Source organism: Marinobacter sp. BW6 (assembly GCF_008107725.1).
In the GTDB taxonomy this organism is placed as follows: Bacteria; Pseudomonadota; Gammaproteobacteria; order Pseudomonadales; family Oleiphilaceae; genus Marinobacter.
This window is the reverse complement of record NZ_VIRN01000061.1, coordinates 428,441-450,677: the sequence shown is the minus strand read 5'-3', so window position 1 is coordinate 450,677 and position 22,237 is coordinate 428,441. Positions and strand designations below refer to the sequence as shown.

21 protein-coding genes are annotated in these 22,237 nt (G+C 57.0%); 13 read left to right on the top strand and 8 right to left on the bottom strand.

Annotated features, from left to right (window positions below):
* Position 1: 1 nt before the first annotated feature.
* Positions 2–763 (bottom strand): GNAT family N-acyltransferase, encoded by a 762-nt coding sequence (locus tag FMN52_RS07765; protein WP_148608092.1) that lies wholly within the window; start codon positions 761–763, stop codon positions 2–4.
* Positions 764–1,010: 247 nt separating this feature from the next.
* Here FMN52_RS07765 and FMN52_RS07760 point away from each other — a divergent pair, with 247 nt between their 5' ends.
* The 3 genes from FMN52_RS07760 (at position 1,011) to glpK (ending at position 5,129) form a co-directional block, all read left to right on the top strand.
* Positions 1,011–1,748: a response regulator gene (locus tag FMN52_RS07760; RefSeq protein ID WP_148608091.1), complete on the top strand. Its 738-nt coding sequence runs from the start codon at positions 1,011–1,013 to the stop codon at positions 1,746–1,748.
* A 22-nt stretch (positions 1,749–1,770) separates the two neighbouring features.
* Positions 1,771–3,390, top strand: coding sequence for an ATP-binding protein (locus FMN52_RS07755; protein ID WP_346341306.1), 1,620 nt, complete (start codon positions 1,771–1,773; stop codon positions 3,388–3,390).
* A gap of 257 nt (positions 3,391–3,647) precedes the next feature.
* Positions 3,648–5,129, top strand: a complete 1,482-nt coding sequence (gene glpK / locus FMN52_RS07750; protein ID WP_148608090.1) for a glycerol kinase GlpK — start codon at positions 3,648–3,650, stop codon at positions 5,127–5,129.
* A gap of 9 nt (positions 5,130–5,138) precedes the next feature.
* Here glpK and FMN52_RS07745 read toward each other — a convergent pair whose 3' ends face one another.
* Entirely contained in the window at positions 5,139–6,212 is a 1,074-nt protein-coding gene (locus FMN52_RS07745; RefSeq protein WP_148608089.1) for an ABC transporter ATP-binding protein, read from the bottom strand.
* 4 nt (positions 6,213–6,216) lie between these two features.
* Complete coding sequence (gene argF, locus FMN52_RS07740; protein WP_148608088.1) at positions 6,217–7,131, bottom strand: ornithine carbamoyltransferase; 915 nt, start codon at positions 7,129–7,131, stop codon at positions 6,217–6,219.
* A gap of 239 nt (positions 7,132–7,370) precedes the next feature.
* Here argF and grxD point away from each other — a divergent pair, with 239 nt between their 5' ends.
* Positions 7,371–7,697 carry a Grx4 family monothiol glutaredoxin gene (gene grxD / locus FMN52_RS07735; protein ID WP_148608087.1) on the top strand — a complete coding sequence of 109 codons (327 nt, stop codon included), beginning with the start codon at positions 7,371–7,373 and terminating at the stop codon, positions 7,695–7,697.
* A gap of 10 nt (positions 7,698–7,707) precedes the next feature.
* On the opposite strand, the gene FMN52_RS19990 is transcribed toward grxD, so the two are convergent.
* The 5 genes from FMN52_RS19990 to ccsA all read right to left on the bottom strand — a co-directional run bounded on the left by FMN52_RS19990 (position 7,708) and on the right by ccsA (position 13,827).
* Positions 7,708–8,061 carry an energy transducer TonB gene (locus FMN52_RS19990; RefSeq protein ID WP_240339420.1) on the bottom strand — a complete coding sequence of 118 codons (354 nt, stop codon included), beginning with the start codon at positions 8,059–8,061 and terminating at the stop codon, positions 7,708–7,710.
* A gap of 404 nt (positions 8,062–8,465) precedes the next feature.
* Positions 8,466–10,694, bottom strand: a complete 2,229-nt coding sequence (locus FMN52_RS07725; RefSeq protein WP_148608085.1) for a DUF1631 domain-containing protein — start codon at positions 10,692–10,694, stop codon at positions 8,466–8,468.
* A 195-nt stretch (positions 10,695–10,889) separates the two neighbouring features.
* A complete protein-coding gene (locus FMN52_RS07720; protein ID WP_064227100.1) occupies positions 10,890–11,492 on the bottom strand; it encodes a Yip1 family protein in 603 nt (200 codons plus the stop codon).
* Between the two features lie 157 nt (positions 11,493–11,649).
* Entirely contained in the window at positions 11,650–12,936 is a 1,287-nt protein-coding gene (locus FMN52_RS07715; RefSeq protein ID WP_148608084.1) for an HlyC/CorC family transporter, read from the bottom strand.
* An 84-nt stretch (positions 12,937–13,020) separates the two neighbouring features.
* Positions 13,021–13,827 (bottom strand): cytochrome c biogenesis protein CcsA, encoded by an 807-nt coding sequence (gene ccsA, locus FMN52_RS07710; protein WP_008176250.1) that lies wholly within the window; start codon positions 13,825–13,827, stop codon positions 13,021–13,023.
* Positions 13,828–14,009: 182 nt separating this feature from the next.
* Here ccsA and ffh point away from each other — a divergent pair, with 182 nt between their 5' ends.
* The 9 genes from ffh (at position 14,010) to thrC (ending at position 22,235) form a co-directional block, all read left to right on the top strand.
* Positions 14,010–15,401: a signal recognition particle protein gene (gene ffh / locus FMN52_RS07705; RefSeq protein WP_148608083.1), complete on the top strand. Its 1,392-nt coding sequence runs from the start codon at positions 14,010–14,012 to the stop codon at positions 15,399–15,401.
* Positions 15,402–15,564: 163 nt separating this feature from the next.
* Positions 15,565–15,804 (top strand): 30S ribosomal protein S16, encoded by a 240-nt coding sequence (gene rpsP / locus FMN52_RS07700; RefSeq protein ID WP_148608082.1) that lies wholly within the window; start codon positions 15,565–15,567, stop codon positions 15,802–15,804.
* 27 nt (positions 15,805–15,831) lie between these two features.
* Complete coding sequence (gene rimM, locus FMN52_RS07695; RefSeq protein ID WP_148608081.1) at positions 15,832–16,359, top strand: ribosome maturation factor RimM; 528 nt, start codon at positions 15,832–15,834, stop codon at positions 16,357–16,359.
* Positions 16,360–16,362: 3 nt separating this feature from the next.
* Positions 16,363–17,109, top strand: a complete 747-nt coding sequence (gene trmD / locus FMN52_RS07690) for a tRNA (guanosine(37)-N1)-methyltransferase TrmD (protein WP_148608080.1) — start codon at positions 16,363–16,365, stop codon at positions 17,107–17,109.
* A gap of 37 nt (positions 17,110–17,146) precedes the next feature.
* Complete coding sequence (rplS, locus tag FMN52_RS07685; RefSeq protein WP_048495327.1) at positions 17,147–17,503, top strand: 50S ribosomal protein L19; 357 nt, start codon at positions 17,147–17,149, stop codon at positions 17,501–17,503.
* Between the two features lie 109 nt (positions 17,504–17,612).
* Positions 17,613–18,515 (top strand): site-specific tyrosine recombinase XerD, encoded by a 903-nt coding sequence (gene xerD / locus FMN52_RS07680; RefSeq protein ID WP_148608079.1) that lies wholly within the window; start codon positions 17,613–17,615, stop codon positions 18,513–18,515.
* Positions 18,516–18,644: 129 nt separating this feature from the next.
* Positions 18,645–19,376, top strand: coding sequence for a DsbC family protein (locus FMN52_RS07675; RefSeq protein ID WP_148608078.1), 732 nt, complete (start codon positions 18,645–18,647; stop codon positions 19,374–19,376).
* 145 nt (positions 19,377–19,521) lie between these two features.
* Positions 19,522–20,823, top strand: a complete 1,302-nt coding sequence (locus tag FMN52_RS07670) for a homoserine dehydrogenase (protein ID WP_148608077.1) — start codon at positions 19,522–19,524, stop codon at positions 20,821–20,823.
* Positions 20,824–20,834: 11 nt separating this feature from the next.
* Entirely contained in the window at positions 20,835–22,235 is a 1,401-nt protein-coding gene (gene thrC / locus FMN52_RS07665) for a threonine synthase (protein WP_148608076.1), read from the top strand.
* The last annotated feature ends 2 nt before the right edge of the window (positions 22,236–22,237 follow it).

The following is a 22,237-nucleotide window of genomic DNA, read 5'->3' as shown; positions in this document are numbered from 1 at the left end:
TTCAGGACGCCGTGCGCATGAAGTGCCGGCTGTAGCGGCCGGCCAGTTTGCTGACCTCCAGCACGACCAGCAGGTCGGCACAACGGAAATCCGGATCCCAGCAGGGTTCACCGCAGACCCGGGCGCCCAGGCGCATGTAGGCACGGATCAGGGCGGGGACGTCCACCGGGCGATCATTGTCCCGTGTGTGGGTCAGATGCGGCATTGCCCGGAGCGGTTTGACCAGAAAAGCCGGGTCGGCCAGGTACTCTTTCTGGAGATGGCGGGCGATGCGCCAGGCCTTCAGCCCTCCGTCAGACATGCCGATGCTCGCGCAGCCGATCATGTAGTCAACGCCGCGTTCAACCAGGTATTCGGCCACTGCCGACCAGAGCAGGCTGATGGTCGCGCCGTTGCGGTAGTCCGGGTGAACGCAGGTGCGACCCAGTTCGGCGATGGTGCCAGGGAGATGTTCCAGGGCACTCAAATCAAACTCGCCTGCCGAGTAAAAGCCGCCAACGGCTGCCGCGTCTGCCTGATGCAGGATTCGCGTGGTCGCTACCAGCTCGCCGGAATCCAGGTCGGTTACGATCAGGTGGTCACACACGGTGTCGAACTCGTCGGCGTCGATGCCTGGCGTCTCTGCGCCCAGGTCGCTGCCATACTCTTCCGAAAACACCCGGTAACGCAGTCGCTGGGCTGCCTCCACCTGTTTCGGGCACCGGGTCATGTCGGTTTTCAGGCGACGGGCGCTGCGGCGGGCTTTTGCGGTTTGTGTGGTCATGGCGTCGTCTCTTTTGTTTCCATTCCCCGACAAGCCTATGAAGCCGGTATGACACATGGGTGACCACGAGGTGACGTGTCTGTGACACTGGGGAATGGATTGACGCGTGCGGGACCCGTGTCACAGGGTGTAACGAAGCAGCGGTTCCATGTATATTTCTGAATAGCATGTATAATTGCTGTTACAGCAGGTTGCCTGTATTGTCAGGTACACAGAATGACCTGAAACCGGAATAACAAAACCAGAGATGGATGGCGTGGAACAGACAAACGAAAGTTGGCGAATTCTGATTGTCGAGGACGACGAGCGGTTGGCAGAGTTAACCCGCGAATATCTTGAAAGCAACGGGTTGACTGTCTCCCTGGAAACCCATGGCGGCCCCGCGGTAGAGCGGATCCGCAACGAGCAGCCGGATCTGGTGGTGCTGGATCTGATGTTGCCGGGTGAAGACGGGTTGTCCATTTGCCGTCGGGTGCGTCCTTTCTATTCCGGCCCGATCATCATGCTCACTGCCCGCACCGATGATTTGGACCAGGTTCTCGGCCTGGAAATGGGTGCGGACGACTACATCGGCAAGCCGGTCAAACCCAGGGTATTGCTGGCACGTATTCGCGCCATGCTGCGTCGGATCACCGAGACTGGCCAGGGGGCAGGTGACGATGCAGGCGGTGAAGAACCGGTGCGTCTTCAGTTCAACGACCTGGTCGTTGATCGCTCCATGCGCGAAGCCTGGCTGAATGAAGAAAGCATCGACCTGACCAGTGCTGAGTTCGATTTGCTCTGGTTACTCGCCAGCAACGCCGGCCGTGTGCTAAGTCGTGAAGAAATTTTCACCGCTTTACGCGGCATTGAATACGATGGCCAGGACCGTTCCATTGATGTTCGCGTGTCGCGGATTCGCCCCAAAATAGGTGATGACCCCATCCATCCGCGGCGCATCAAGACCGTTCGCAGTAAAGGCTACCTGTTCGTAAAGGAAGCCTGACGATTCAGTCTCTGGAGCCGGTGTGCCATGCACTCGCACACCGGTGTTCCATGCCAGGGTTGGTACCATGTCCCTGAAGTTCTTCCTCAAGCTGTATGCCCGCCTCGCCGGCCTGACCGCGCTGGTTGTCCTGTTTTGTGTCCTGCTGTTCACCGGTATCAATACGGTACGCTCGCAGTTCTGGCACGAACGCTTTCCCGAGCCCCTTATGCGCTGGCTGGCCGCCGCTCCGGCACCGGTACAGCAATACCATTGGCTGACTTCGACGGTGGATCTCCGAATGGGTGCGGCTTCCCGGTTCAACCTGTCCCCGGTGGCCCTGGAGCGACTTGGTTATGGCCAGGTGGTGGGTATTGAGAGTGACGTGGGGTACCGGGTTCTGGTAACCGGGCTCTCCGGAGAGGTTTTACAGCTGCGTCTGAATGAGCCCTACCGGGACGTATCAGAAACCATTGGGTTGATCTTCCGGTGGCACCTTGATTCGGCCTCGACGGGTGACCGTCTCAATGTTGCCTCTCAGATGGCCAGATCCCTTAATGTTGACGTCCACTCCCTGGACGATGTCGGCCTGCTGCCGGACCCTGACGTTCTGGACCAGGTTGCCGAGCGTGGCCTTGCCTTTTATACCGACGAATCGGACGGCTGCGGCCGGGTTATCGTTCAGCTATCTGATGGTGAGCTGTACCGGATCGATATGCCGGCTGCGTTTAACGCCTGGGCCTGGCCGGTGGTTCTGCTGCTGGCACTGGTGCTGGGTGGGGTGCTTGCTGTTGCCCTGTTCCTCGCGCTCCGGGAGGTCGACAGTAATCTCAGAACCGTGGAGTCGGTAGCGGTCCGAATTGCTCGTGGTGAAATGGGCGCCCGGGTCCAGACTGGCGAAGGGACGATGGTGACCCGTTTGGCCTCGTCATTCAACGGGATGGCCGAACACATACAGCGCCTGGTGCAGGTGCAGCGGGAAATGATTCATGCCGTTTCTCACGAATTGCGTACCCCGGTGGCCCGGATCCGCTTTGGTGTCCAGATGATCGAGGACTGCCAGGATCAGGCCGCGCTTCAGAGGCAGCTGGACGGCATTGATGGCGATATACAGGAGTTGGACGAGCTGATCGACGAGATCCTGACCTATGCCCGTTTGGAGCAGGGTGGCCCGGTATTCTCCCTTCTGGAGACCTCGGTCACCGACATTGTCCGCCAGGTGGTTTCAGAGCAGCAGATGGTTCGGCCCGAGTTGAGTATTGAAGGTAATATTGATGAGGCTTCGGAGCGTTGGACGTTGTCGGATATCGAGCCTCGCTACCTGCATCGGGCGATCCAGAATCTGGTGGGCAACGCCGGTCGCTACGCCGCTGGCAAGGTGCTGGTGAGTTGTCATTTTGATGAGGACAACTGCCGCATTGACGTTGAAGACGATGGCCCCGGGATTCCCGAGGGAGACTGGGAGAAAGTATTTACCGCGTTTGCCCGTCTGGACGACAGTCGTACCCGAACTTCGGGCGGCTACGGCCTCGGTTTGTCTATTGTCCGGCGGATTCTCTACTGGCATGGGGGGCACGCGTTCGTCAGCCGGAGCGACACGCTTGGCGGCGCGAAATTCAGTCTGGTCTGGCCCAGGAAAAAGCCTGTGGACTCAATTGTGTGAAACAGGACTCATCGCCTCACCTGATGTAACAAAGCGGCTACACAAGGACTACTGAAGTTTTTTGCTGCCCGGTAAATAATCAAAAACGTAAGGGATGACTTTTGAGGTTGTAGTTCTTACGAACTTTCCTTGTTTCATTCGTCATTTGAGGGCCGGTTTTCCGGCCCTTTTTTTATGCCCGGTCCCAAATTCCGTATCGATCACCCTTTACCGGCCACTCTGCTGTTAGAATCTCAGGAAACAACAGGAGGCCGTCCATGACCCGTTATCTGCTCGCCATCGACCAGGGAACAACCAGTTCCCGTGCCATTGTTTTCGACCAAACGGGAAACAGCGTTGCAACCGACCAGCAGGAGTTTCACCAGTATTTCCCGAAAGACGGCTGGGTAGAACATGATGCCCGGGAAATCTGGGACAGCACTCTGGCAGTGTGCCGCGGCGCTCTTGCGAAGGCGAACATCGAGGCCTCGGAACTGGCGGGCATTGGCATCACCAATCAGCGTGAGACGACTGTGATCTGGGACAGGTCAACCGGTGAGCCGATCTACCACGCCATTGTCTGGCAGGACCGTCGAACCGCCTCCTGGTGTACCAAGCTGAAATCTGACGGCCATGAGGACATGGTTGTAGAGCGCACCGGGCTGTTGATTGATCCCTACTTCTCGGCTACCAAGATATCCTGGATCCTGGATAACGTGGAGGGCGCCCGCGGCCGCGCCGAATCTGGTGAGCTGGCTTTCGGGACCGTGGATAGCTGGCTGCTATGGAATCTGACCGACGGTAAATCTCACTGCACCGACGCCACCAATGCGTCACGCACCTCGCTTTTCAATATCCATGACCAGGACTGGGACGACGACCTTCTTTCCCTGTTTCGTGTGCCCCGGGCCCTGCTGCCGGAGGTTCTGGACAGCGCCGCCGATTATGGCACCGCCGAGGCGCGGTGGCTGGGTGGTCCGGTCATGATTGCCGGGATTGCAGGCGATCAGCACGCCGCTCTGGTGGGGCAGGCCTGCTTTCGCCCGGGCATGGCCAAGAGCACCTACGGCACCGGCTGTTTCCTTATCCTCAACACCGGCGATGAGGCCGTCCGGTCCGAAAACCGGCTGCTGACCACCATGGCTTATCGCCTGAACGGTAAGCCCTGTTATGCGGTGGAGGGTAGTATTTTTGTTGCCGGTGCTGCCATGCAGTGGCTGAGGGATGGGCTCAAGTTGATCGCTCACGCCAACGAATCTTCGGCCCATGCGGAAGCCGTCGGAGTGGACAACCCGGTATATCTGGTCCCGGCATTTACCGGTTTGGGGGCACCTCATTGGGACCCTCATGCCCGCGGTGCCATCATGGGCCTGACCAGGGATACGGGAATTGGCGAGATCGTTACCGCCGGTCTGCAGTCGGTCTGCTATCAGACCAAGGATCTGGTTCGTGCGATACAGAACGATGGTGCCCGGCTTGAATCGCTGAGGGTAGATGGCGGTATGGTGGTGAACGACTGGGTCATGCAGTTTCTGACCGACATACTGAATGTCACCGTTGACCGGCCCAAGGTTACAGAAACAACCGCTCTTGGGGCGGCCTACCTCGCTGGACTCCAGACAGGTGTTTTTGAAAGCCTTGAACAGATTTCCGGGCTTTGGGAATGTGAGCGGCAGTTCCATCCGGAAATGCGCCCGGCTTTGCGAGAATCGCTTTACGCTGGCTGGCTGGATGCAGTTGAGCGCGTGTGCAACAACTAGGGTCCTGAATCAGGCGGTACGCTCGAAGGCAATCAGGTGATCCGCCTCCACCCGCACCGGCACATGTTCACCCAGATTGAAGTCCAGATGGCTGCGGAACAGGGCCTCGAACTCCGTGTCTTCGGAGCACCGGAAACGGTAGAGGGTTGAAGTGCCGGCAAAGGTTTTTTCAACCACTTTTGGTTGCAGATCCGAGTCGGGGTCATGAACGATGTCATCAGGGCGGATCAGGACGTCTACCAGGGTGCCTGGCTCCCATTTGTAGGCCCGGTTACCATGAATCACCCCAAGTTCGGACTCAATGGTGTCCGGCCCCAGGGCCGTGCCGGGGATGAACCCACCCTGGCCCACGAAGCTGGCAACGAAACGATTCGCCGGTTCATGGTAAAGGTTATAGGGCACGTCCCACTGCTGGATACTGCCGTCCCGCAACACCGCGACCTGATCGCACATGGCAAACGCTTCCTGCTGGTCATGGGTGACCAGAATGGCGCTGATGCCCAGGGTCTTGAGGATTTCGCGTACATCCAGGCTCAGCCGTCGGCGCAGATCCGCATCCAGGTTGGAAAACGGCTCATCCAGCAGGATCAGGGTGGGCTCGGGTGCCAGGGCGCGGGCCAGAGCAACCCGTTGCTGTTGGCCCCCGGACAGTTCGTGCGGGTAGTTGTCGGCCAGGTCCTGCAGGTGCACGACATTCAGTAGTTCCATGACCTTCTGCCGTTTCTCCGCCTTGTTCAGGTTACGCAGGCCGAACCCCACGTTGTCGGCGATGCTCAGGTGCGGAAACAGGGCGTAATCCTGAAACACCATGCCGATCCGCCGTTTTTCGGGGGGCAGGGTGCGTCCGGGCAGGCTGATGGCCTGTGACTGCAGACAGATTTCGCCACCGGTCAGCGGGAGAAAGCCGGCCAGGGCGCGCAGTATGGTGCTCTTGCCGCAGCCGCTGGGACCGAGGAGGCAACCGATGTCGCCATGACTCAGGGCAAAACTGACATCCTTCACCACGGAATCCCCGCCGTAGCCACAGGACAGGTTGTTGACCTCAAGCAGCCAGTCTGCCGGAGATTGCGCGGTTGTGCTCATGAAGTCAATCCAGCCGGTTCAGGATGAGAAATTCAAGCAGGGCCTTCTGTGCATGCAGGCGGTTTTCGGCCTCGTCCCAGACCACGGAGGCGGGATGTTCCATCATGTCCGCCGAGATTTCCTCGCCACGGTGAGCCGGGAGGCAATGCATGAAGAGCGCATCTTTATCGGCTATAGAGAGCAGTTCCGGGTTGATCTGATAGCCACTGAATGCTTTTTCACGGGCTTTCTGTTCGTCTTCCTGACCCATGGAAGCCCAGACATCTGTGACCAGAAGCTGGGCGTTGCGGGCCGCCTCTGCCGGATCCCGGACCACGTTGACCCGGTCTTCGTGGCCCTTGATCAGTGACTCGGCCGGTTCGTAGCCTTCGGGGCAGGCAATGTTCAGGTTGAAATCAAACTGGGCGGCGGCGTTGATGTACGAGTGGCACATGTTGTTCCCATCGCCGATCCAGGCCACGGTGGCGCCGCGAATGCTGCCGCGGTGCTCGCGGTACGTCTGCATGTCGGCCAGCAGCTGGCAGGGATGAAAGTCATCGGTCAGGGCATTGATCACCGGCACCCGGGATGCAGTGGCGAAGCGCTCAACGGTCTCATGGGCAAAGGTGCGGATCATCACCGCGTCTACCATGCTGGAGATGACGATCGCAGAGTCTTCAATAGGCTCGCCGCGGCCGAGCTGGGTATCCTTTGGCGACAGGAACATTGCGGAGCCGCCGAGCTGGGCCATGCCGGCTTCAAAAGAAACCCTGGTTCGCGTGGATGATTTCTCGAAGATCATCGCAAGCACCCGGTTTTTCAGGGAGTCCCGAACCTTGCCTTGTCGCCATTCGTTGCGCAATGCCGTGGCATGATCTACCAGGCTTTCCAGCTCGGTGGTTGTCATGTCATTCAATGTCAGAAAATGTCTTGCCGCCATGCAATGGCCCTTATCTCAACGAACCCCGCTGCTGGCGGGATTGCCTGAACGTTGGCTGAAAAAAATGGGGCATCAAGTCTAGCCCTTCGGAGCAGGTATGACAACGACGTTACCCGGCTGGAACTGCGGGCGTTGCCCCAGGTCAAATCAAGGTGTTTGGTTAGGGGTTCGGCACCCGTGTACAATAACGCCAAGAAAATTGCCGTGTGGCAAGACTGTTCCAACAGAGGTGAATGTTCATGGACATCAATGAAACCATTAAAAGCCAGCTCGATGAGAATCCGATCATTCTGTACATGAAGGGCAGCCCCCAGGCGCCCCAGTGTGGTTTTTCTGCTAAAACTGTGCAGGCAGTGATGGCGTGCGGCGAGCGCTTTGCCTTCGTAAATATCCTGGATAACCAGGAGCTTCGTGAGGCTCTGAAGGTATATTCCAGCTGGCCGACCTACCCCCAGCTCTATATCAATGGTGAGCTCGTGGGCGGTTGTGACATCGTTCTGGAGATGTCCGAGAGCGGTGAGTTGGCCAAACTTGTCAAAGAGGCCGCGAAGCAGGCCGAAGCCTGATCACTGCCGGTCAGAGCCGTTTCGGGGTGAACAGCAGTTCGACCTCGAAACGGTTCGGGCTTCCGCCATCTTTCGGTGGTTGGGGGTAGGGGCTCGCCGCTAGGGCAGCCCGGTAAGCAGCCTCGTCAATTCTCCTGATGCCTGTCGATTTCAGCACCCTTGCCCGTGTCAGGGCGCCATTCCCGAGCAGTTGCAGTTCCACTTCCATGGCCACTGTTTCGGTCAAATCCCTCATTGCCGGCACTTTCAGCTCTTCCAGCTGATGGGCCAGGTGGGTGGCCAGCTTGACCACATAAGGGTCCAGTTCAGCCGGTGACTCCGTTATCCGTGTAATGCTCTGTTCCGGGTTCTCCGAAGACTGCACTGGTTCTGCTCCAGCCGGGGCGCTAGTGCTTGGCTGTGCAGCTTTGCTTTCCGGTGCACTTGCATTCGTTTGCTTACTCGATGGCGAGGTTTCCGGCTGACGGTTGGTGGTGATATCCGGTTCGGGGCGGGAATCGGGTCTCAGAGGATCAACCTCAAAAGGTGGGATCCTGGGTGAGCTGAGGCTTGGGCTGGGGTTCTCGGGCCGGTTAGCGACGGTGTCACGTGAACTTGGAGCCACAAGCTCAAAACGGACACTCTCTCTGTGAGTGGCCGTCTGTTCTTCCATTGGAGTAGGGATGCCTGAAAGCAGGAGCGTGTGAAGGAAAAGGGCCAAAGATACTGCCACCCCCAGCCGGTAGGCGGCCGGCAGGGCATTGGGACTGCTTTTTTCAGGCATTGGCGTCAGGCAGTCTTGCTCCGCAGGGTACCAACGACTGCATCCAGGGCCCGATCAATCAATGCCCCCTGCTCAAGCAGGGTCAGCCGGCCACGGCGCATTTCATGGGCCAATTCAATCCGGGTTTTCTCAATAACCTTCAGCCCCATCCGGTTCACAAAAACAAAGCAGTCTGCTTCTTCAATGATGGCGGATAGCTTGCACCGGAAATTGGCACCATTGACGAGACGGAACTCTACCCAGTTGCCGATTTCGATACTGTCGATCTGGGCAACAAACTCAGAGATAGCCGCCTCTTCGAGCTCCTGCTGGCGTTCAACGGCCGTTTGGTGAACGGTGGCAATTTCCTCTTCTTCCGCCGGCTCCTCAGGCGAATCCTGAAGCGCTTCGATTGCAGCATTGGTCCGGAATGCCTCGGCCAGCTGATGCTTGAGCTGGCCCATCATTTCATCCAGTCTGGAAGAGTTATAGGACACTTCTTCCAGCCCTGATCGCAGTGTCTTAAGCAGGCCCGGCACTACGCGTACCCACTGATCTCTTTCGTCGTCTTCCTGATGAGGGTGCAGGCACCAGATAAGATCGTCGACAACCTTGACGGTCGCGTTCCATCGGTGTTCCACATCGTCCCTGAGATAGGCAAGAAACATCACACGGCTCCAGCCATTCATCAGGATGTCGTGGATGGATTCCGGCAGTTTGTAACGGGAGATTTTTTGCTTCAGAAGGTTGTCGACGGTCTGCTGGGCTGTCTGGGACTTGATTCGACCCCGCTCTGATTCACGGGTTCTCTGCTCCACCAGTGATGCCTTTCGGTTCTCCCTTTCGAGAAACTGTTCGAATTCCTGATTCAGGGTTTCAAACAGCGCAACGTCGCCGTCAAATTCGTTGAGAATCCTTTGCACAATGTTGTGTATCTGTCCGTAGAGTTTGTCTTTGGCTTTTTCGTCGCTGCTGCTCCAGCCGATGCCCGCCCTTGCCAGGGAGTTCAGAAGGCGTCTGGCCGGATGCGTAGCCTGACTGAAGAAACTCTTGTCCCGGATAACCACTTTCAGGATTGGAATCTGCAGCCGGCTTATCAATACCTGAACAGGAGCTGACAGGTTGTAATCGTCGAGAATGAACTCAAATAGCATGGAGACGAGGTTGATGAGGTCTTCATCAACCTCGTTAAGAGCCGGTTTTCGGCCATCTCCGGTATCGGTCTGGGAAAGGAGCTGCTGAACCAGCTGACGCAGATCAACGCTGATCGGTTCGCCAGCACTCAGGTTACTCTGGTCCTGTCGGGCGCCAGACAGCGGCAAGGAATTCAGAAGACTCGCCAACTCGGAGTCACCCACTACCCGTACGTTCGGGTCTGAGGCGCGGGGAGGTATGCCCGCGTTGGCCCGCTGAAGCGACAGCATCGTTCTGATCTGATCAAAAACCGCACTACTGCTTCCGGCCTGGCCAATCTGTTCTGTTGCTGAAGCGTCCGGCGCTCTTTCCTCGTTTGATGTATCTGCCGACTCGGCCTTGGAGGCGTCATGCTGCTGCCCGGCTTTGCCGTGATAACGGAAGTTCGGAATGATGCCGGCCTGGATCAGTATGCGGTTGGCTTCGTCCAGAAGCATGCCCAGGTTGGAGACAACGTAACGGTCAAACTGTTTTAGCAGAATCAGGCGTTCGCGAATCTGGATTTCCAGAGCCTGTATGGCCTCAGTGAACGCGCTGCACAGGTGTTCCGGCGCCATGGGATTCACCGGTGATTCGTCGGTAGCTTCCGGATACACCTGGCTGAAACGGGTCTGAAGTTGAAGCAGCGGCCCCTGAAAGTGTGCTTTCGCCTTGGTGATCATAGCGTTGAGCGCAACCTGCTCTTCAAGGTCGTCATTGCCGACCAGGGCGAGGGTGTCTGCGCTGGCCTGCTTGCTCAGATTTTCTTCCTGGAGTGGGCCGGTATGAGGGGGATTAGCAAAGTACTGGGCAACGGTGTTCTGAAAATGCCGCTCTACACCCTTCCGTTTGATGCGTATTTCACGCATCGCTTCGAAATACCGGTTCTGTTCATTATTACTGCGGGCATTGTTAGCCAATTCGAACAGTGAATCGTCGACGGCGTCGAAGGCGCCCTGCAGCAAATCACCAAGTCCGGCGACAACGGTGTCCCGGATGCGGGTGACCTCCGCAGGAACCGGCCTGTTGCTTCCGGCTTCCCTGTGCTCACGGAGATAATGTATGCCGGACTGCTTGTTCATGGCAGACTCCTGTTTACGCCTCAACCGGATACATGACCGAGCTTGTAATCCTTGAATTCTCGTTATTGGTTAAATTTACCGCATTTTGCCCAAAGTTAACATGACCAAACGCTAACGTGGGATCAAATTCAAAAAAACATAGGGTGCCTGGAAGGCACCCTTATGCAGATCACTGACTTGCCGAAGAATTTGCGTTCAGCTCACATAAACCGGGCCTATACCCATGCTCCAGATGACGACGCTGATGGCCAGCAATGCGACAAACATGACCAGGCCGACCGTAAGGACTGCAGAGGCGAACATGAAGCCCTTGTCCGCCGGTATCTTCATCAGGATAGGGAGGCCTTCATACAGCAGGTAAACAGCGTAGGCAACGGCCACCAGGCCTGCCAGCATATTCACCCAGATATTCGGATAAGCGGCTATGACTCCGATCAGGAAGATGGGGGTCGCCGTGTAGGCGGCCAGGGCCACACCTCTGGGAGTTCTCTCAACCGCGTCATAAGTAGCCGCAAAGAAATCGATGAACTTGCCCAGCACAAAGATCCCGGCAAGCATGGCCCCATAAAAGAGCACCGATAGCTGCAGCGCGCTGGTCATCGACAGCTTTGTAATCTGGCCGTCACCAATCTGCCAGCCTACCTGGGTTGTTCCGAAGAAGCCGGCAACGGCGGGAATCAGTGCCAATAACAGAATGTGACCTGCGTATAGTTTCGTGACGGACTCGGATTCATTGCGAATCGCCTCCCACTCCTGGTCAGGATGGGCGAGCAGGCCAAACGTGTGTGTCAGACTCATGGACGTATTCCTTGTGATTGTTTTTGTTTCGCACGCTCCTTCAGTGTTGGTGGGGGATCAACGGGGGTCAAGCTGTCGGTTACATTTTGATCTTTCAAGAAAGGGAGGCGCTATAACCGAAGGGTCTATAGCGCCAATCGGAGGGGGAACTTGAGGGCTATTGTTTTAGTGAAAGTGAACGCTTTTTGCGTTTTTTCGGGTGCACAATGGCTGCTTTCACAACGTTGTCCTTGATTTGCAGTACCTCTACCCGATGACCGTCCACTTTCAGGCAGACGTTGGTATCGGGGATGTTCTCAAGGGTTTCTGTAATCAGACCATTGAGGGTTTTCGGCCCGTCAGTGGGGAGTTTCCAGCCCAGCGTCTTATTGATGGTGCGCACCGCAGAGGTGCCATCAATAATAAAGGTACCGTTATCCTGGGGGATGATGTCCGGGCTGGTGGCAGCATAATCCGTTGTGAAGTCGCCGACAATTTCTTCAAGTATGTCCTCGAGGGTGGCCAGGCCCAGAACGTCACCATATTCGTCTACAACCACACCAAACCTGCGACGTCCCTTCTGGAAGTTGATCAGCTGGGTGTTCAGAGGCGTGCTTTCCGGAATGAAATAGGGTTCCTGGCAAAGCTGCATGATCATGGCCTTGTTGATTTCATCCTGCTGAAGCAGTTTCGACGCGCTGCGCAGGTGCAGTATGCCCTGAATGTTATTGATGTCGCCCTTATAAACCGGAAGCCGGGTGTGCTGGCTGCTGCGCAGTTGGCGCAGGATCGTGTCGGTGTCGTCCTCCAGATCGATACCTACCACCTCGTTGCGGGGCACCATGATGTCATTCACGGTTACTTTTTCCAGATCCAGAATGCTGACAAGCATGTCCTTGTGCTTGGCGGGAATCAGGGCTCCGGCCTCGTTCACCAGTGTTCGGAGTTCTTCGCGACTCAGGTGGTCGTTGGCAGCATCGGCGGCGGAAACGCCCAGAAGCTTAAGTATGCCGCCGGTGAACAGGTTTACGGCCCAGACAATCGGATAGAGGATCTTCAGTAGGGGGCCAAGTATGTAGCTGGCGGGAAATGCGATTTTCTCCGGAAACAGCGCCGCCAGGGTTTTCGGGGTGACTTCTGCGAAGATCAGAATGACGATGGTCAGCAGGATGGTGGCGATCGCGATGCCGGCATCGCCCCAGACGCGTATCGCGATAACGGTCGCGATCGACGAAGCAAAGATGTTGACAAAGTTGTTGCCGATAAGGATGACGCCGATCAGCTGGTCAGTGCGTTGGAGCAAGCCCTGGGCGCGCTTGGCACCTTTATGGCCGGTTTTGGCCATGTGTTTGAGGCGATATCGGTTGAGTGACATCATCCCGGTTTCGGAGCTTGAGAAGAAACCGGAGAGCATGATCAGTCCGACCAGAAGAATAAACAGCGCAGTAAGCGATGTTTCGTTCAAAAGAGGTGTCCTTATATTGCTGACAAGTAGCGAAAATAGGGTTTTGGCCAGCGTTGTGTCAAGAGAATACCGGGGTCTCTGGCGTTAGCCGCCGCGCTGGAAGATCAGCTCCAGCACAAACTTGCTGCCGTAGAATGCCAGCATCAGAAGTGCGCAGCCTGCGAGGGTCCATCGGCTCGCGGTAATCCCGCGCCAGCCCTTTGTGTAACGGCCAATCAGGAGCGCCACGAAAACCAGCAGGGAGAGAATGGAGAACAGGGTTTTGTGAGCGAGGTTCTGCGCAAAAAGATCCTCTATAAAGAGGGCGCCGGTCACGATTGCCAGAATCAGCATCACGACGCCGGCCCAGACCATTTCAAACAGTAGCGATTCCATGGTCTGCAATGGCGGCAGATTACGAACCAGCAGGCTGTTGTAGTTGTGCTTCAGTTGGCGATTCTGAAAATAAAGAAGAACCGCCTGGATGGCCGCAAGGGTGAAGAGGCTGTAGGCTGTCACCGACAGTGCAATGTGGGAGAGCATGCCGTAGCTTTGTTCCGACACCAGTCTCGAAGGTCCATGGGTAACCAGGGCAAGGATAATGGTGAGGCCGGCCAGCGGATACACGCCCAGGAACAGGCTCTGCACTGGCTTTTTGAGGTTGAGGCCCAATAACAGGAAGACGATCAGCCAGGAAATCAGAACCGAGCTTTTGAAAAAGCTGAAATCGAAGCCGCCGTCATGGTGGACCGTCTGGCCAATAAGCAGCCCGTGGCTGGTCAGGGCGAGAACGCCAATCAGGGTGGTAATGGCAATGTTGCTCTGAACCCGGCCCCTGAAATGCAGGGCCTGCAGCGCGGTACCGACGCTGTAAAGAAAAAGAGAGGTGACCGCGAGAATCAGCGTTCCCATGACTTCCTTATTAACCACTGTTCTGACTGGGGATCGGCGCTGGTTTTAGCCGATTTGACCGGGCTGGTCGTTTCAGGGCGATAGTCTGGTTATAATGTCGCGATTATGCAACTGGAATCAAGGAGTCGTCGCAGGCTCTGTGGATTCACGCACTCAATTTATCCGGGGTACGGAAGAGCAACATGTTTGAGAACCTCCAAGACCGACTTTCCGGCAGTCTGCGCAAGATTTCCGGCCAGGCGCGTCTCACTGATGACAATATAAAGGACACTCTCCGGGAAGTGCGCATGGCACTGCTGGAGGCGGATGTCGCCCTGCCGGTAGTGAAGGACTTTGTTGAGGGTGTCCGCACACGTGCCATTGGCCAGGAGGTGCAGCGTAGTCTGACGCCGGGTCAGGTCTTTGTAAAAGTTGTCCAGCAGGAGCTGGAGCGGGTCATGGGAGAGGGCAATGAGTCCCTCAACCTGAACGTTCAGCCGCCGGCAGTGATTATGATGGCTGGTCTCCAGGGTGCAGGTAAGACAACGACGGTCGCCAAGCTCTCGCGCTTCCTCAAGGAGCGGCAGAAGAAATCCGTGCTGGTGGTTAGCGCTGACGTCTATCGTCCTGCCGCGATTCGCCAGTTGGAAACCCTTGCTGGCGAGGTGGGTGTCGAGTTCTTCCCGAGCAGCGCCGATCAGGATCCCGTGCACATCGCCGAGGGAGCGATCGCGGCAGCCAGGAAAAAGCACATTGATGTGGTGATTCTTGATACCGCCGGTCGGCTGCACGTCGATGAGCAGATGATGGGCGAGATCGGCAGGCTGCATAAGGCGGTCAATCCGGTCGAGACTCTGTTCGTGGTCGACGCCATGACCGGTCAGGATGCGGCCAACACCGCCAAAGCGTTTAACGATGCCCTGCCTCTGACGGGCGTGGTCCTGACCAAGACCGATGGCGATGCCCGTGGCGGTGCCGCCCTGTCCGTTCGCCATATTACCGGCAAGCCGATCAAGTTCCTGGGTGTGGGTGAAAAGTCCGATGCCCTTGAGCCGTTCTATCCGGATCGGGTCGCGTCCCGGATCCTGGGTATGGGGGATGTGCTCTCGCTGATCGAAGAGGCGGAGCGCAAGCTGGACCAGAAGAAGGCCCAGAAGCTCACCAAGAAAATCAAGAAGGGTAAGAGCTTTGACCTGGAGGATTTTCGCGACCAGCTGCAGCAGATGAAGAGCATGGGTGGCATCGGTGGCCTGCTAGACAAGCTGCCGGGCATGGGTCAGATGGCCCAGGTGGCGCAGCAGCAGGTTAACGACAAGTCCATGGGGCAGATGGAAGCCATCATTTGCTCGATGACGCCCAAGGAGCGCCGGTACCCGGATGTGATCAACAATTCCCGCAAGCGCCGGATCGCCACGGGGTCTGGAACCCAGATCCAGGATGTGAATCGTCTGCTGAAGCAGCACAAGCAAATGCAGAAGATGATGAAAAAGTTTGGCAAGAAAGGCGGTATGGCTAATATGATGCGCGGCATGGGTGGCATGATGCCCCCGGGCGGCGGTGGAGGAGGCGGAATGCCTCCGTTTGGCCGTATGTAAAAAGCCTTACATGGAAAACGGGGAAACAACTGGTTTTGCTGTTTTCTTTGGCGCTTTTTTAGCATAGAATAGCGCCCCTTTCGAGTATGGGTCTTCGCGTCAGCTGGTGTTCAGCAGGCGTGAATCGTACAAAGTTCGTTCAACAGAACAGGATATTGGTTAAATGGTAATTATCCGTTTGGCTCGTGGCGGCTCCAAGAAGCGCCCGTTCTACCATCTGACAGTCACCGACAGCCGCAAATCTCGCGACGGTCGTTTCATTGAGCGTGTAGGTTTCTTCAACCCGGTTGCCCGTGGTCAGGAAGAGAGTCTTCGCGTTGATCGTGATCGTGTCGATTTCTGGCTCGGTCAAGGCGCGCAGACCAGCGAGCGCGTTGCACAGCTGCTGAAGGCTGCTGGGTAAGACAGTACTGACACCGGGGTTTATGGCATGACACAGAATTCGCAGGAAACTGTGATCGGCCGCATTACCTCGGTGTTTGGGGTCAAGGGGTGGCTGAAAGTCTTCTCTTACACGGATCCCAAGGAAGGAATACTGAACTATTCCGATTGGACGCTTGATCTGGATGGAAAACGTATTCCGGCCAAGCTTGAGGAGGGTCGCCGCCAGGGGCAGGGGATCGTCGTCAGGCTGAAAGGCATTAATGACCGTGATCTGGCCCACACATACTGCGGTGCCGAAGTCAGGGTTTCTAAGGCTGAGTTGCCAGCGCTCCCAGAAGGGGAGTTTTACTGGTTTCAGCTGGAAAGCCTTGATGTGTATACGGTCGATGATGAGTGCCTTGGTAAAGTGCACCATCTTATGGAAACCGGATCCAACGATGTTCTGGTGGTGCAGGCGACAGCAGGTTCCATCGATCAGCGTGAGCGTCTGATTCCTTATCTGCCTGGCGAAGTGATTCAGAGCGTTGATCTGGATTCAAAACGCATGGTGGTGGACTGGGATCCGGAGTTCTGACGGGTGTGGATTGGCGCAGTCAGTCTGTTCCCGGAAATGTTCGGTGCGGTAACGGACTACGGGATTACGGGAAGGGCAGTCCGGGATGGTCTTTTGACTTTCCGGAGCTGGAATCCCCGTGAGTTTACCCACGACCGGCATCGCACGGTAGATGATCGGCCCTATGGTGGCGGTCCGGGTATGCTGATGAAAATTCAGCCCCTGAGGGACGCGATCCATGCAGCACGGGAAGCAGCACCCGGAAACCCCTGTGTGGTTTACCTCTCGCCTCAGGGTGAGTCGCTGAATCAGTCTGTCGTCGAGTCGCTTGCTGCAGAGCAGGAGCTGATTCTGGTGGCGGGCCGGTACGAGGGTGTTGATGAGCGCCTGATAGCGACGGAAGTCGATCGGGAAGTGTCACTGGGTGATTTTGTGCTTTCCGGTGGCGAATTGGCAGCGATGGCTGTTATCGATGCGGTTACACGCCTCATCCCCGGAGCGCTGGGTCATGCGCAGTCGGCAGAGCAGGATTCTTTCGCTGACGGTTTGCTGGATTGTCCGCACTACACCCGGCCCGAAGTTTACGAAGGTCAGGCGGTGCCGGATGTTTTATTGGGCGGTCACCATGATCAGATCCGGCGTTGGCGGCTAAAGCAGTCGCTGAGGCGAACCCGGGAGCGACGCCCCGACCTGCTGGGAAAGCGGGTGTTTACGGACGAAGAGCGTGAGCTGCTGGAAGAGATTTTGAACGAACCGGGTGCCTCTGAATGATCAGGGCATTAACAGATTGGGTATCAGGAGCATTACGATGAGCGGCAAGAACAACATCATCAGTCAACTTGAAGCAGAACAGATGACCAAGGAAATCCCTGCGTTTGCGCCGGGCGATACCGTGGTCGTTCAGGTTCGCGTAACCGAGGGTAACCGTGAGCGTCTGCAGGCGTTCGAGGGTGTCGTCATCGGCAAGCGTAACCGTGGCATGAACTCCTCTTTCACCGTGCGTAAGATCTCTTACGGTGTTGGTGTTGAGCGTACTTTCCAGAGCTTCTCCAAGCTCATCGACAGCATCAGCGTGAAGCGTCGTGGCGATGTTCGCCAGGCCAAGCTTTACTACCTGCGCGACCTGTCTGGCAAGGCGGCTCGTATCAAGGAAAAGCTGGGCTGATCAGCAGAGCGCTGAACAGCAGGCAGAAAAAGGCAGCCCCGGGCTGCCTTTTTTGTGTCTGGCGTTCCGGTATGCTTGTCGTGAGACGTTCGAAGTCTGGGAACCTGCCATGAAAACGGAAAATGAAACAGTCATTGTCCGGTTTGTTGATGCCATCTGGCTGGAAGACGGGTTGGGCGAGAAGACACGGCAGGCCTACCGGAGTGATTTGTTGCGATTGGCGGAGTGGCTGGAGAGCCAGCCCGGCAAGCCCGCGTTGACCGAGGTTCGCCGAGCCGACCTTTTGGCCTGGATGTCGCGGGGGCTGGCAGAAGGAATCAAGAGCTCCACGGCGGCCAGGCGGCTGTCCGGCCTTCGACGGTTTTACCGGTTTCTTCTGCGCGAAGGGTTGATCTCTGAGGACCCTACCCTGCGAATTGACAGCCCGAGGTTGCCTCGACGTCTTCCGGATTCGCTGACGGAAGAAGAGGTGGATGCGCTGCTTTCCGAGCCCGATCCAGGTGTTGCCATTGAGCTCCGGGACAAGGCCATGCTGGAGATCCTCTATGGCTGTGGGTTGCGGGTCTCTGAGCTGACAGAACTTCGGGTTGATCAGGTAAACCTGCGCCAGGGTGTGGTTAGGATCACCGGCAAGGGTGACAAGGAGCGGCTCGTGCCTCTTGGGGAGGAGGCGGTGGACTGGCTACTGCAGTACATGAAGGAGGGCCGGCCGGAGCTTCTGAAAGGTCGCTCCTGCGATGCGCTGTTCCCGGGCAATCGGGCGGCGGCGATGACCCGTCAGACGTTTTGGCATCGGATCCGGCGCTATGCCGTGCGGGTTGGAATCCGGAAGCACTTGTCACCCCACACCCTGAGACATGCCTTTGCCACGCACCTTCTAAACCATGGCGCGGATCTTCGGGTTGTCCAGATGCTGCTGGGTCACTCGGACCTGTCAACGACCCAGATTTATACCCATGTAGCTCGTCAGCGGCTCCAGTCGCTACATCAGGCCCACCATCCCAGGGGTTGATGAACCGGCGGCTTGCGCTGGCGGAGGTGAACTTTCCTATTATGTACTTGTCGCATTGAATTGATTCCCGGCCTGTGTCAATACTGCCCGGGTTATTTAATTGCTCTCTGAAAAAGGTTGTTTGTCAGAATGAATATTAAACATGCGGTTGTGGCGTTTGCCTTCGGTTTCGGTTCACTCGTTATGGCGAATGTCAGTGCCGGTGAAGTCGAAGACCGGATTTCCGAGCGCCTGACCCAGGCCGTCCCGGGCCTTCAGGTGATGTCGGTAAAGGAGTCCGAGGCCAAGGGGCTCTACGAAGTCCAGAGTAACAACGGCGACACCATTTACGCGACCGAGGATGGTCAGTATCTGATGACGGGCGATCTTCTGAAGGTTACCGATCAGGGCATTGCCAATGTCACGGAAGCAGCCCGCACTGAGGCCCGTCGCGAGATGATGGCGGGTTTTGATGCCAATGGCGTGATCAGCTTCCCGGCGGAAAACGAAAAGGCCGTCGTGAGTGTATTTACTGATATCGACTGTCCTTACTGCCGGAAATTGCATGACGAGGTGCCGCAGCTCAACGACTATGGCATTACTGTCAATTACTATGCATTTCCCCGGTCCGGGCCCAATACAGCTTCTTTCAGAAAGTACGAGTCGGTCTGGTGTGCTGACGATCAGCAGGCTGCTATGGATGCGGCCAAGGCCGGCCGTAAAGTGGCCGATGCTAGCTGTGACAACCCGGTGCGCGAGCAGTTTGAGCTGGGTGGTCGGGTTGGCGTAACCGGCACACCGGCCATTGTGCTGGAGGACGGCAACATGGTTCGCGGCTACGTCCCGGCGCAGCGTCTGGCCGAGGGGCTCGGGCTGCTCTGAGAACCTCCCGGACCAGTCGTCCGGGCTGCATTACACGGTATTTTCGATGGATCCGATTCAGGGCTTATTCAGTGAGGCCTGAATCGGTATACTATGCCCGCCTATTATAATTCATCAGCACCCCTTCGGGATCAGAGGTGAGAGTTTGAAAGACGTCAGTGTCGGAATCTGCGGATTGGGAACCGTCGGCGGCGGTACCTTTAATGTCTTGACCCGCAACGCCAGGCTGATTGCCGGCCGGGCCGGGTGCAATATCCGGATTACCCGGATTGCCAGTCGACGGGCCCGCGAGGATATGGACCTCGGGGATGTGCCCTTCAGTACCGACATTTATGACGTGGTGAACGATCCCGGCGTTGATATCGTGGTCGAGCTCATTGGTGGCTATGACGCCGCGCGGGAGTTGGTGCTGGCGGCTATCCGCAACGGCAAGCATGTGGTTACTGCCAACAAGGCCCTGATCGCTGTCCACGGCAATGAAATTTTCGAAGCGGCCGAAAAAGCCGGCGTTGTGGTGGCCTACGAGGCGGGTGTTGCCGGTGGTATTCCGGTCATCAAGGCCGTACGTGAAGGTATGGCGGCAAACCGCATTGACTGGATTGCCGGCATTATCAACGGTACCGGGAACTACATTCTGACCGAAATGCGTGCCGGCCGGGAATTTTCCGAAGTTCTCAAGGAAGCCCAGGACCTGGGTTACGCTGAAGCAGATCCGACCTTTGATGTGGAGGGCATTGACGCCGCCCACAAACTGACCATTCTGGCATCCGCTGGATTTGGTGTGCCCCTGCAATTTGAGAAAGGCTTCACCGAAGGCATATCAAAGATTACCCCTTACGATATTGCCCACGCCGAGCTATTGGGCTATCGCATCAAGCACCTGGGCATTGCCCGTCGTCGGGATGATGGCATTGAACTTCGCGTTCACCCGACCCTCGTGCCCCAGAGCCACCTGATTGCCCAGGTTGATGGCGTGCTCAATGCGATCCTGGTGGATGGCGATGCCGTTGGCCAGACCATGTACTACGGCCCTGGCGCAGGCGATGAGGCAACAGCGTCGGCTGTCATCGCGGATATCGTTGATGTTGCCCGTGCCGTGGCGACAGAAAGCAATCTCCGTGTGCCATACCTTGGCTTCTCACCGGATGCCATGGAAGACCTGGATGTGCTGTCCATGGAAGACATCCAGTCTGCCTACTACCTGCGCATTACCGCACTGGATCGTCCGGGTGTGCTGGCAAAGATTGCCTCCATCCTGAGCGAGCATGGCATCAATATTGAGTCGATCATGCAGAAGGAATCCGAGCTGAAAGACGGTCGTATTCCTGTGATCATCCTGACCCACACCGTTCAGGAACGGCAGATCAACCGTGCGATTGAAGAGCTGGAAGCCCTGTCCGATACCGATGGCCAGGTTGTCCGCATCCGCGCTGAAAACTTCAACTGACAGGTACGAACGTGAGATACATCAGTACGCGGGGTGAAGCGCCCGCACTGGGCTTTGAGGATGTTTTGCTGACCGGGCTGGCGACGGACGGCGGACTCTACGTCCCCGAATCCCTGCCACATTTCAGTCTGGAGGAAATCCGAAGCTGGCGCGGGCTTTCCTACAGTGAGCTGGCATTCAAGGTCATGCACCCGTTTGTCGATGACGCTGTGCCCGCAGACGATTTCCGCAAGATGCTGGACGAGACCTATTCGGTCTTCACCCACCAGGCAGTGGCTCCACTGGTTCAGCTGGATACCAACGAATGGGTGATGGAGTTGTTCCGCGGCCCGACCCTGGCCTTCAAGGACTTCGCCCTGCAGCTGTTGGGGCGGCTTCTGGACTATGTTCTGGAGAAGCGCAAGCAGCACGTGGTTATCATGGGGGCGACCTCCGGTGATACCGGCTCGGCCGCCATTGAAGGCTGTCGCCGGTGTGAGCATGTGGATATTTTCATTCTGCATCCGCACCAGCGTGTATCCGAAGTCCAGCGCCGCCAGATGACCACCGTCCAGGGTGACAACATCCACAACATTGCGGTGCGTGGCAACTTCGACGATTGTCAGCGCATGGTGAAGGAGAGCTTCGGCAACCAGTCATTCCTGGGTGGCAAAACCCAGCTGGCAGCCGTGAACTCCATCAACTGGGCCCGGATCATGGCCCAAATTGTTTACTACTTCCACGCCTCCCTGGCCCTCGGTGGCCCGGATCGCAGCATGGCGTTTTCAGTACCCACAGGGAACTTCGGCGATATCTTTGCCGGCTATCTGGCCAAGAAGATGGGCCTGCCGATCTCACAGCTGGTCATTGCCACCAACCGCAACGATATCCTGCATCGGTTCATGAGTGGCAACAAATACGAACAGCACCAGCTGGAGCACACCCTGTCTCCGAGTATGGATATCATGGTGTCGAGCAATTTCGAGCGTCTGTTGTTTGATCTGCACGGCCGTGACGGGCTGGCGGTGAAAACCCTGCTGGAGAACGCTGCCAAAGGCCCGGTCAGCATTGAGGATTACCGCTGGAAGCACGCACGCAAGTTGTTCGACAGCGACGCGGTGGATGACAAAGCCACCTGCGATACCATCCGTGAGATTTACGAACAGAACGAGTATCTTCTGGATCCTCACACCGCCATCGGGGTTCGCGCTGCGCGCAACTGTCGCCGTGATCCGGCGGTACCGATGATCACCCTGGGTACCGCACACCCGGCCAAGTTCCCGGATGCCGTGGCCGAGTCCGGCCTGAGTGTGAAGCCTCCGCTACCGGCCCATATGGCCGACCTGTTTGAGCGGGAAGAGCGCTACACGGTGCTGGATAACAATATCGCCGGTGTGCAGGAGTTTATTGCCAAGCACTGGAAAAACGCCTGATC

Bases quoted from the DNA above. Each gene is read 5' to 3' on its own strand.
- grxD (WP_148608087.1), top strand. From the start codon at position 7,371: ATGGACATCAATGAAACCATTAAAAGCCAGCTCGATGAGAATCCGATC.
- rpsP (WP_148608082.1), top strand. From the start codon at position 15,565: ATGGTAATTATCCGTTTGGCTCGTGGCGGCTCCAAGAAGCGCCCGTTC.
- FMN52_RS07720 (WP_064227100.1), bottom strand. From the start codon at position 11,492: ATGAGTCTGACACACACGTTTGGCCTGCTCGCCCATCCTGACCAGGAG.
- FMN52_RS07675 (WP_148608078.1), top strand. From the start codon at position 18,645: ATGAATATTAAACATGCGGTTGTGGCGTTTGCCTTCGGTTTCGGTTCA.
- FMN52_RS07765 (WP_148608092.1), bottom strand. From the start codon at position 763: ATGACCACACAAACCGCAAAAGCCCGCCGCAGCGCCCGTCGCCTGAAA.
- FMN52_RS07745 (WP_148608089.1), bottom strand. From the start codon at position 6,212: ATGAGCACAACCGCGCAATCTCCGGCAGACTGGCTGCTTGAGGTCAAC.
- ffh (WP_148608083.1), top strand. From the start codon at position 14,010: ATGTTTGAGAACCTCCAAGACCGACTTTCCGGCAGTCTGCGCAAGATT.
- argF (WP_148608088.1), bottom strand. From the start codon at position 7,131: ATGGCGGCAAGACATTTTCTGACATTGAATGACATGACAACCACCGAG.
- ccsA (WP_008176250.1), bottom strand. From the start codon at position 13,827: ATGGGAACGCTGATTCTCGCGGTCACCTCTCTTTTTCTTTACAGCGTC.
- rplS (WP_048495327.1), top strand. From the start codon at position 17,147: ATGAGCGGCAAGAACAACATCATCAGTCAACTTGAAGCAGAACAGATG.
- rimM (WP_148608081.1), top strand. From the start codon at position 15,832: ATGACACAGAATTCGCAGGAAACTGTGATCGGCCGCATTACCTCGGTG.
- FMN52_RS07725 (WP_148608085.1), bottom strand. From the start codon at position 10,694: ATGAACAAGCAGTCCGGCATACATTATCTCCGTGAGCACAGGGAAGCC.
- glpK (WP_148608090.1), top strand. From the start codon at position 3,648: ATGACCCGTTATCTGCTCGCCATCGACCAGGGAACAACCAGTTCCCGT.
- FMN52_RS07760 (WP_148608091.1), top strand. From the start codon at position 1,011: ATGGATGGCGTGGAACAGACAAACGAAAGTTGGCGAATTCTGATTGTC.
- xerD (WP_148608079.1), top strand. From the start codon at position 17,613: ATGAAAACGGAAAATGAAACAGTCATTGTCCGGTTTGTTGATGCCATC.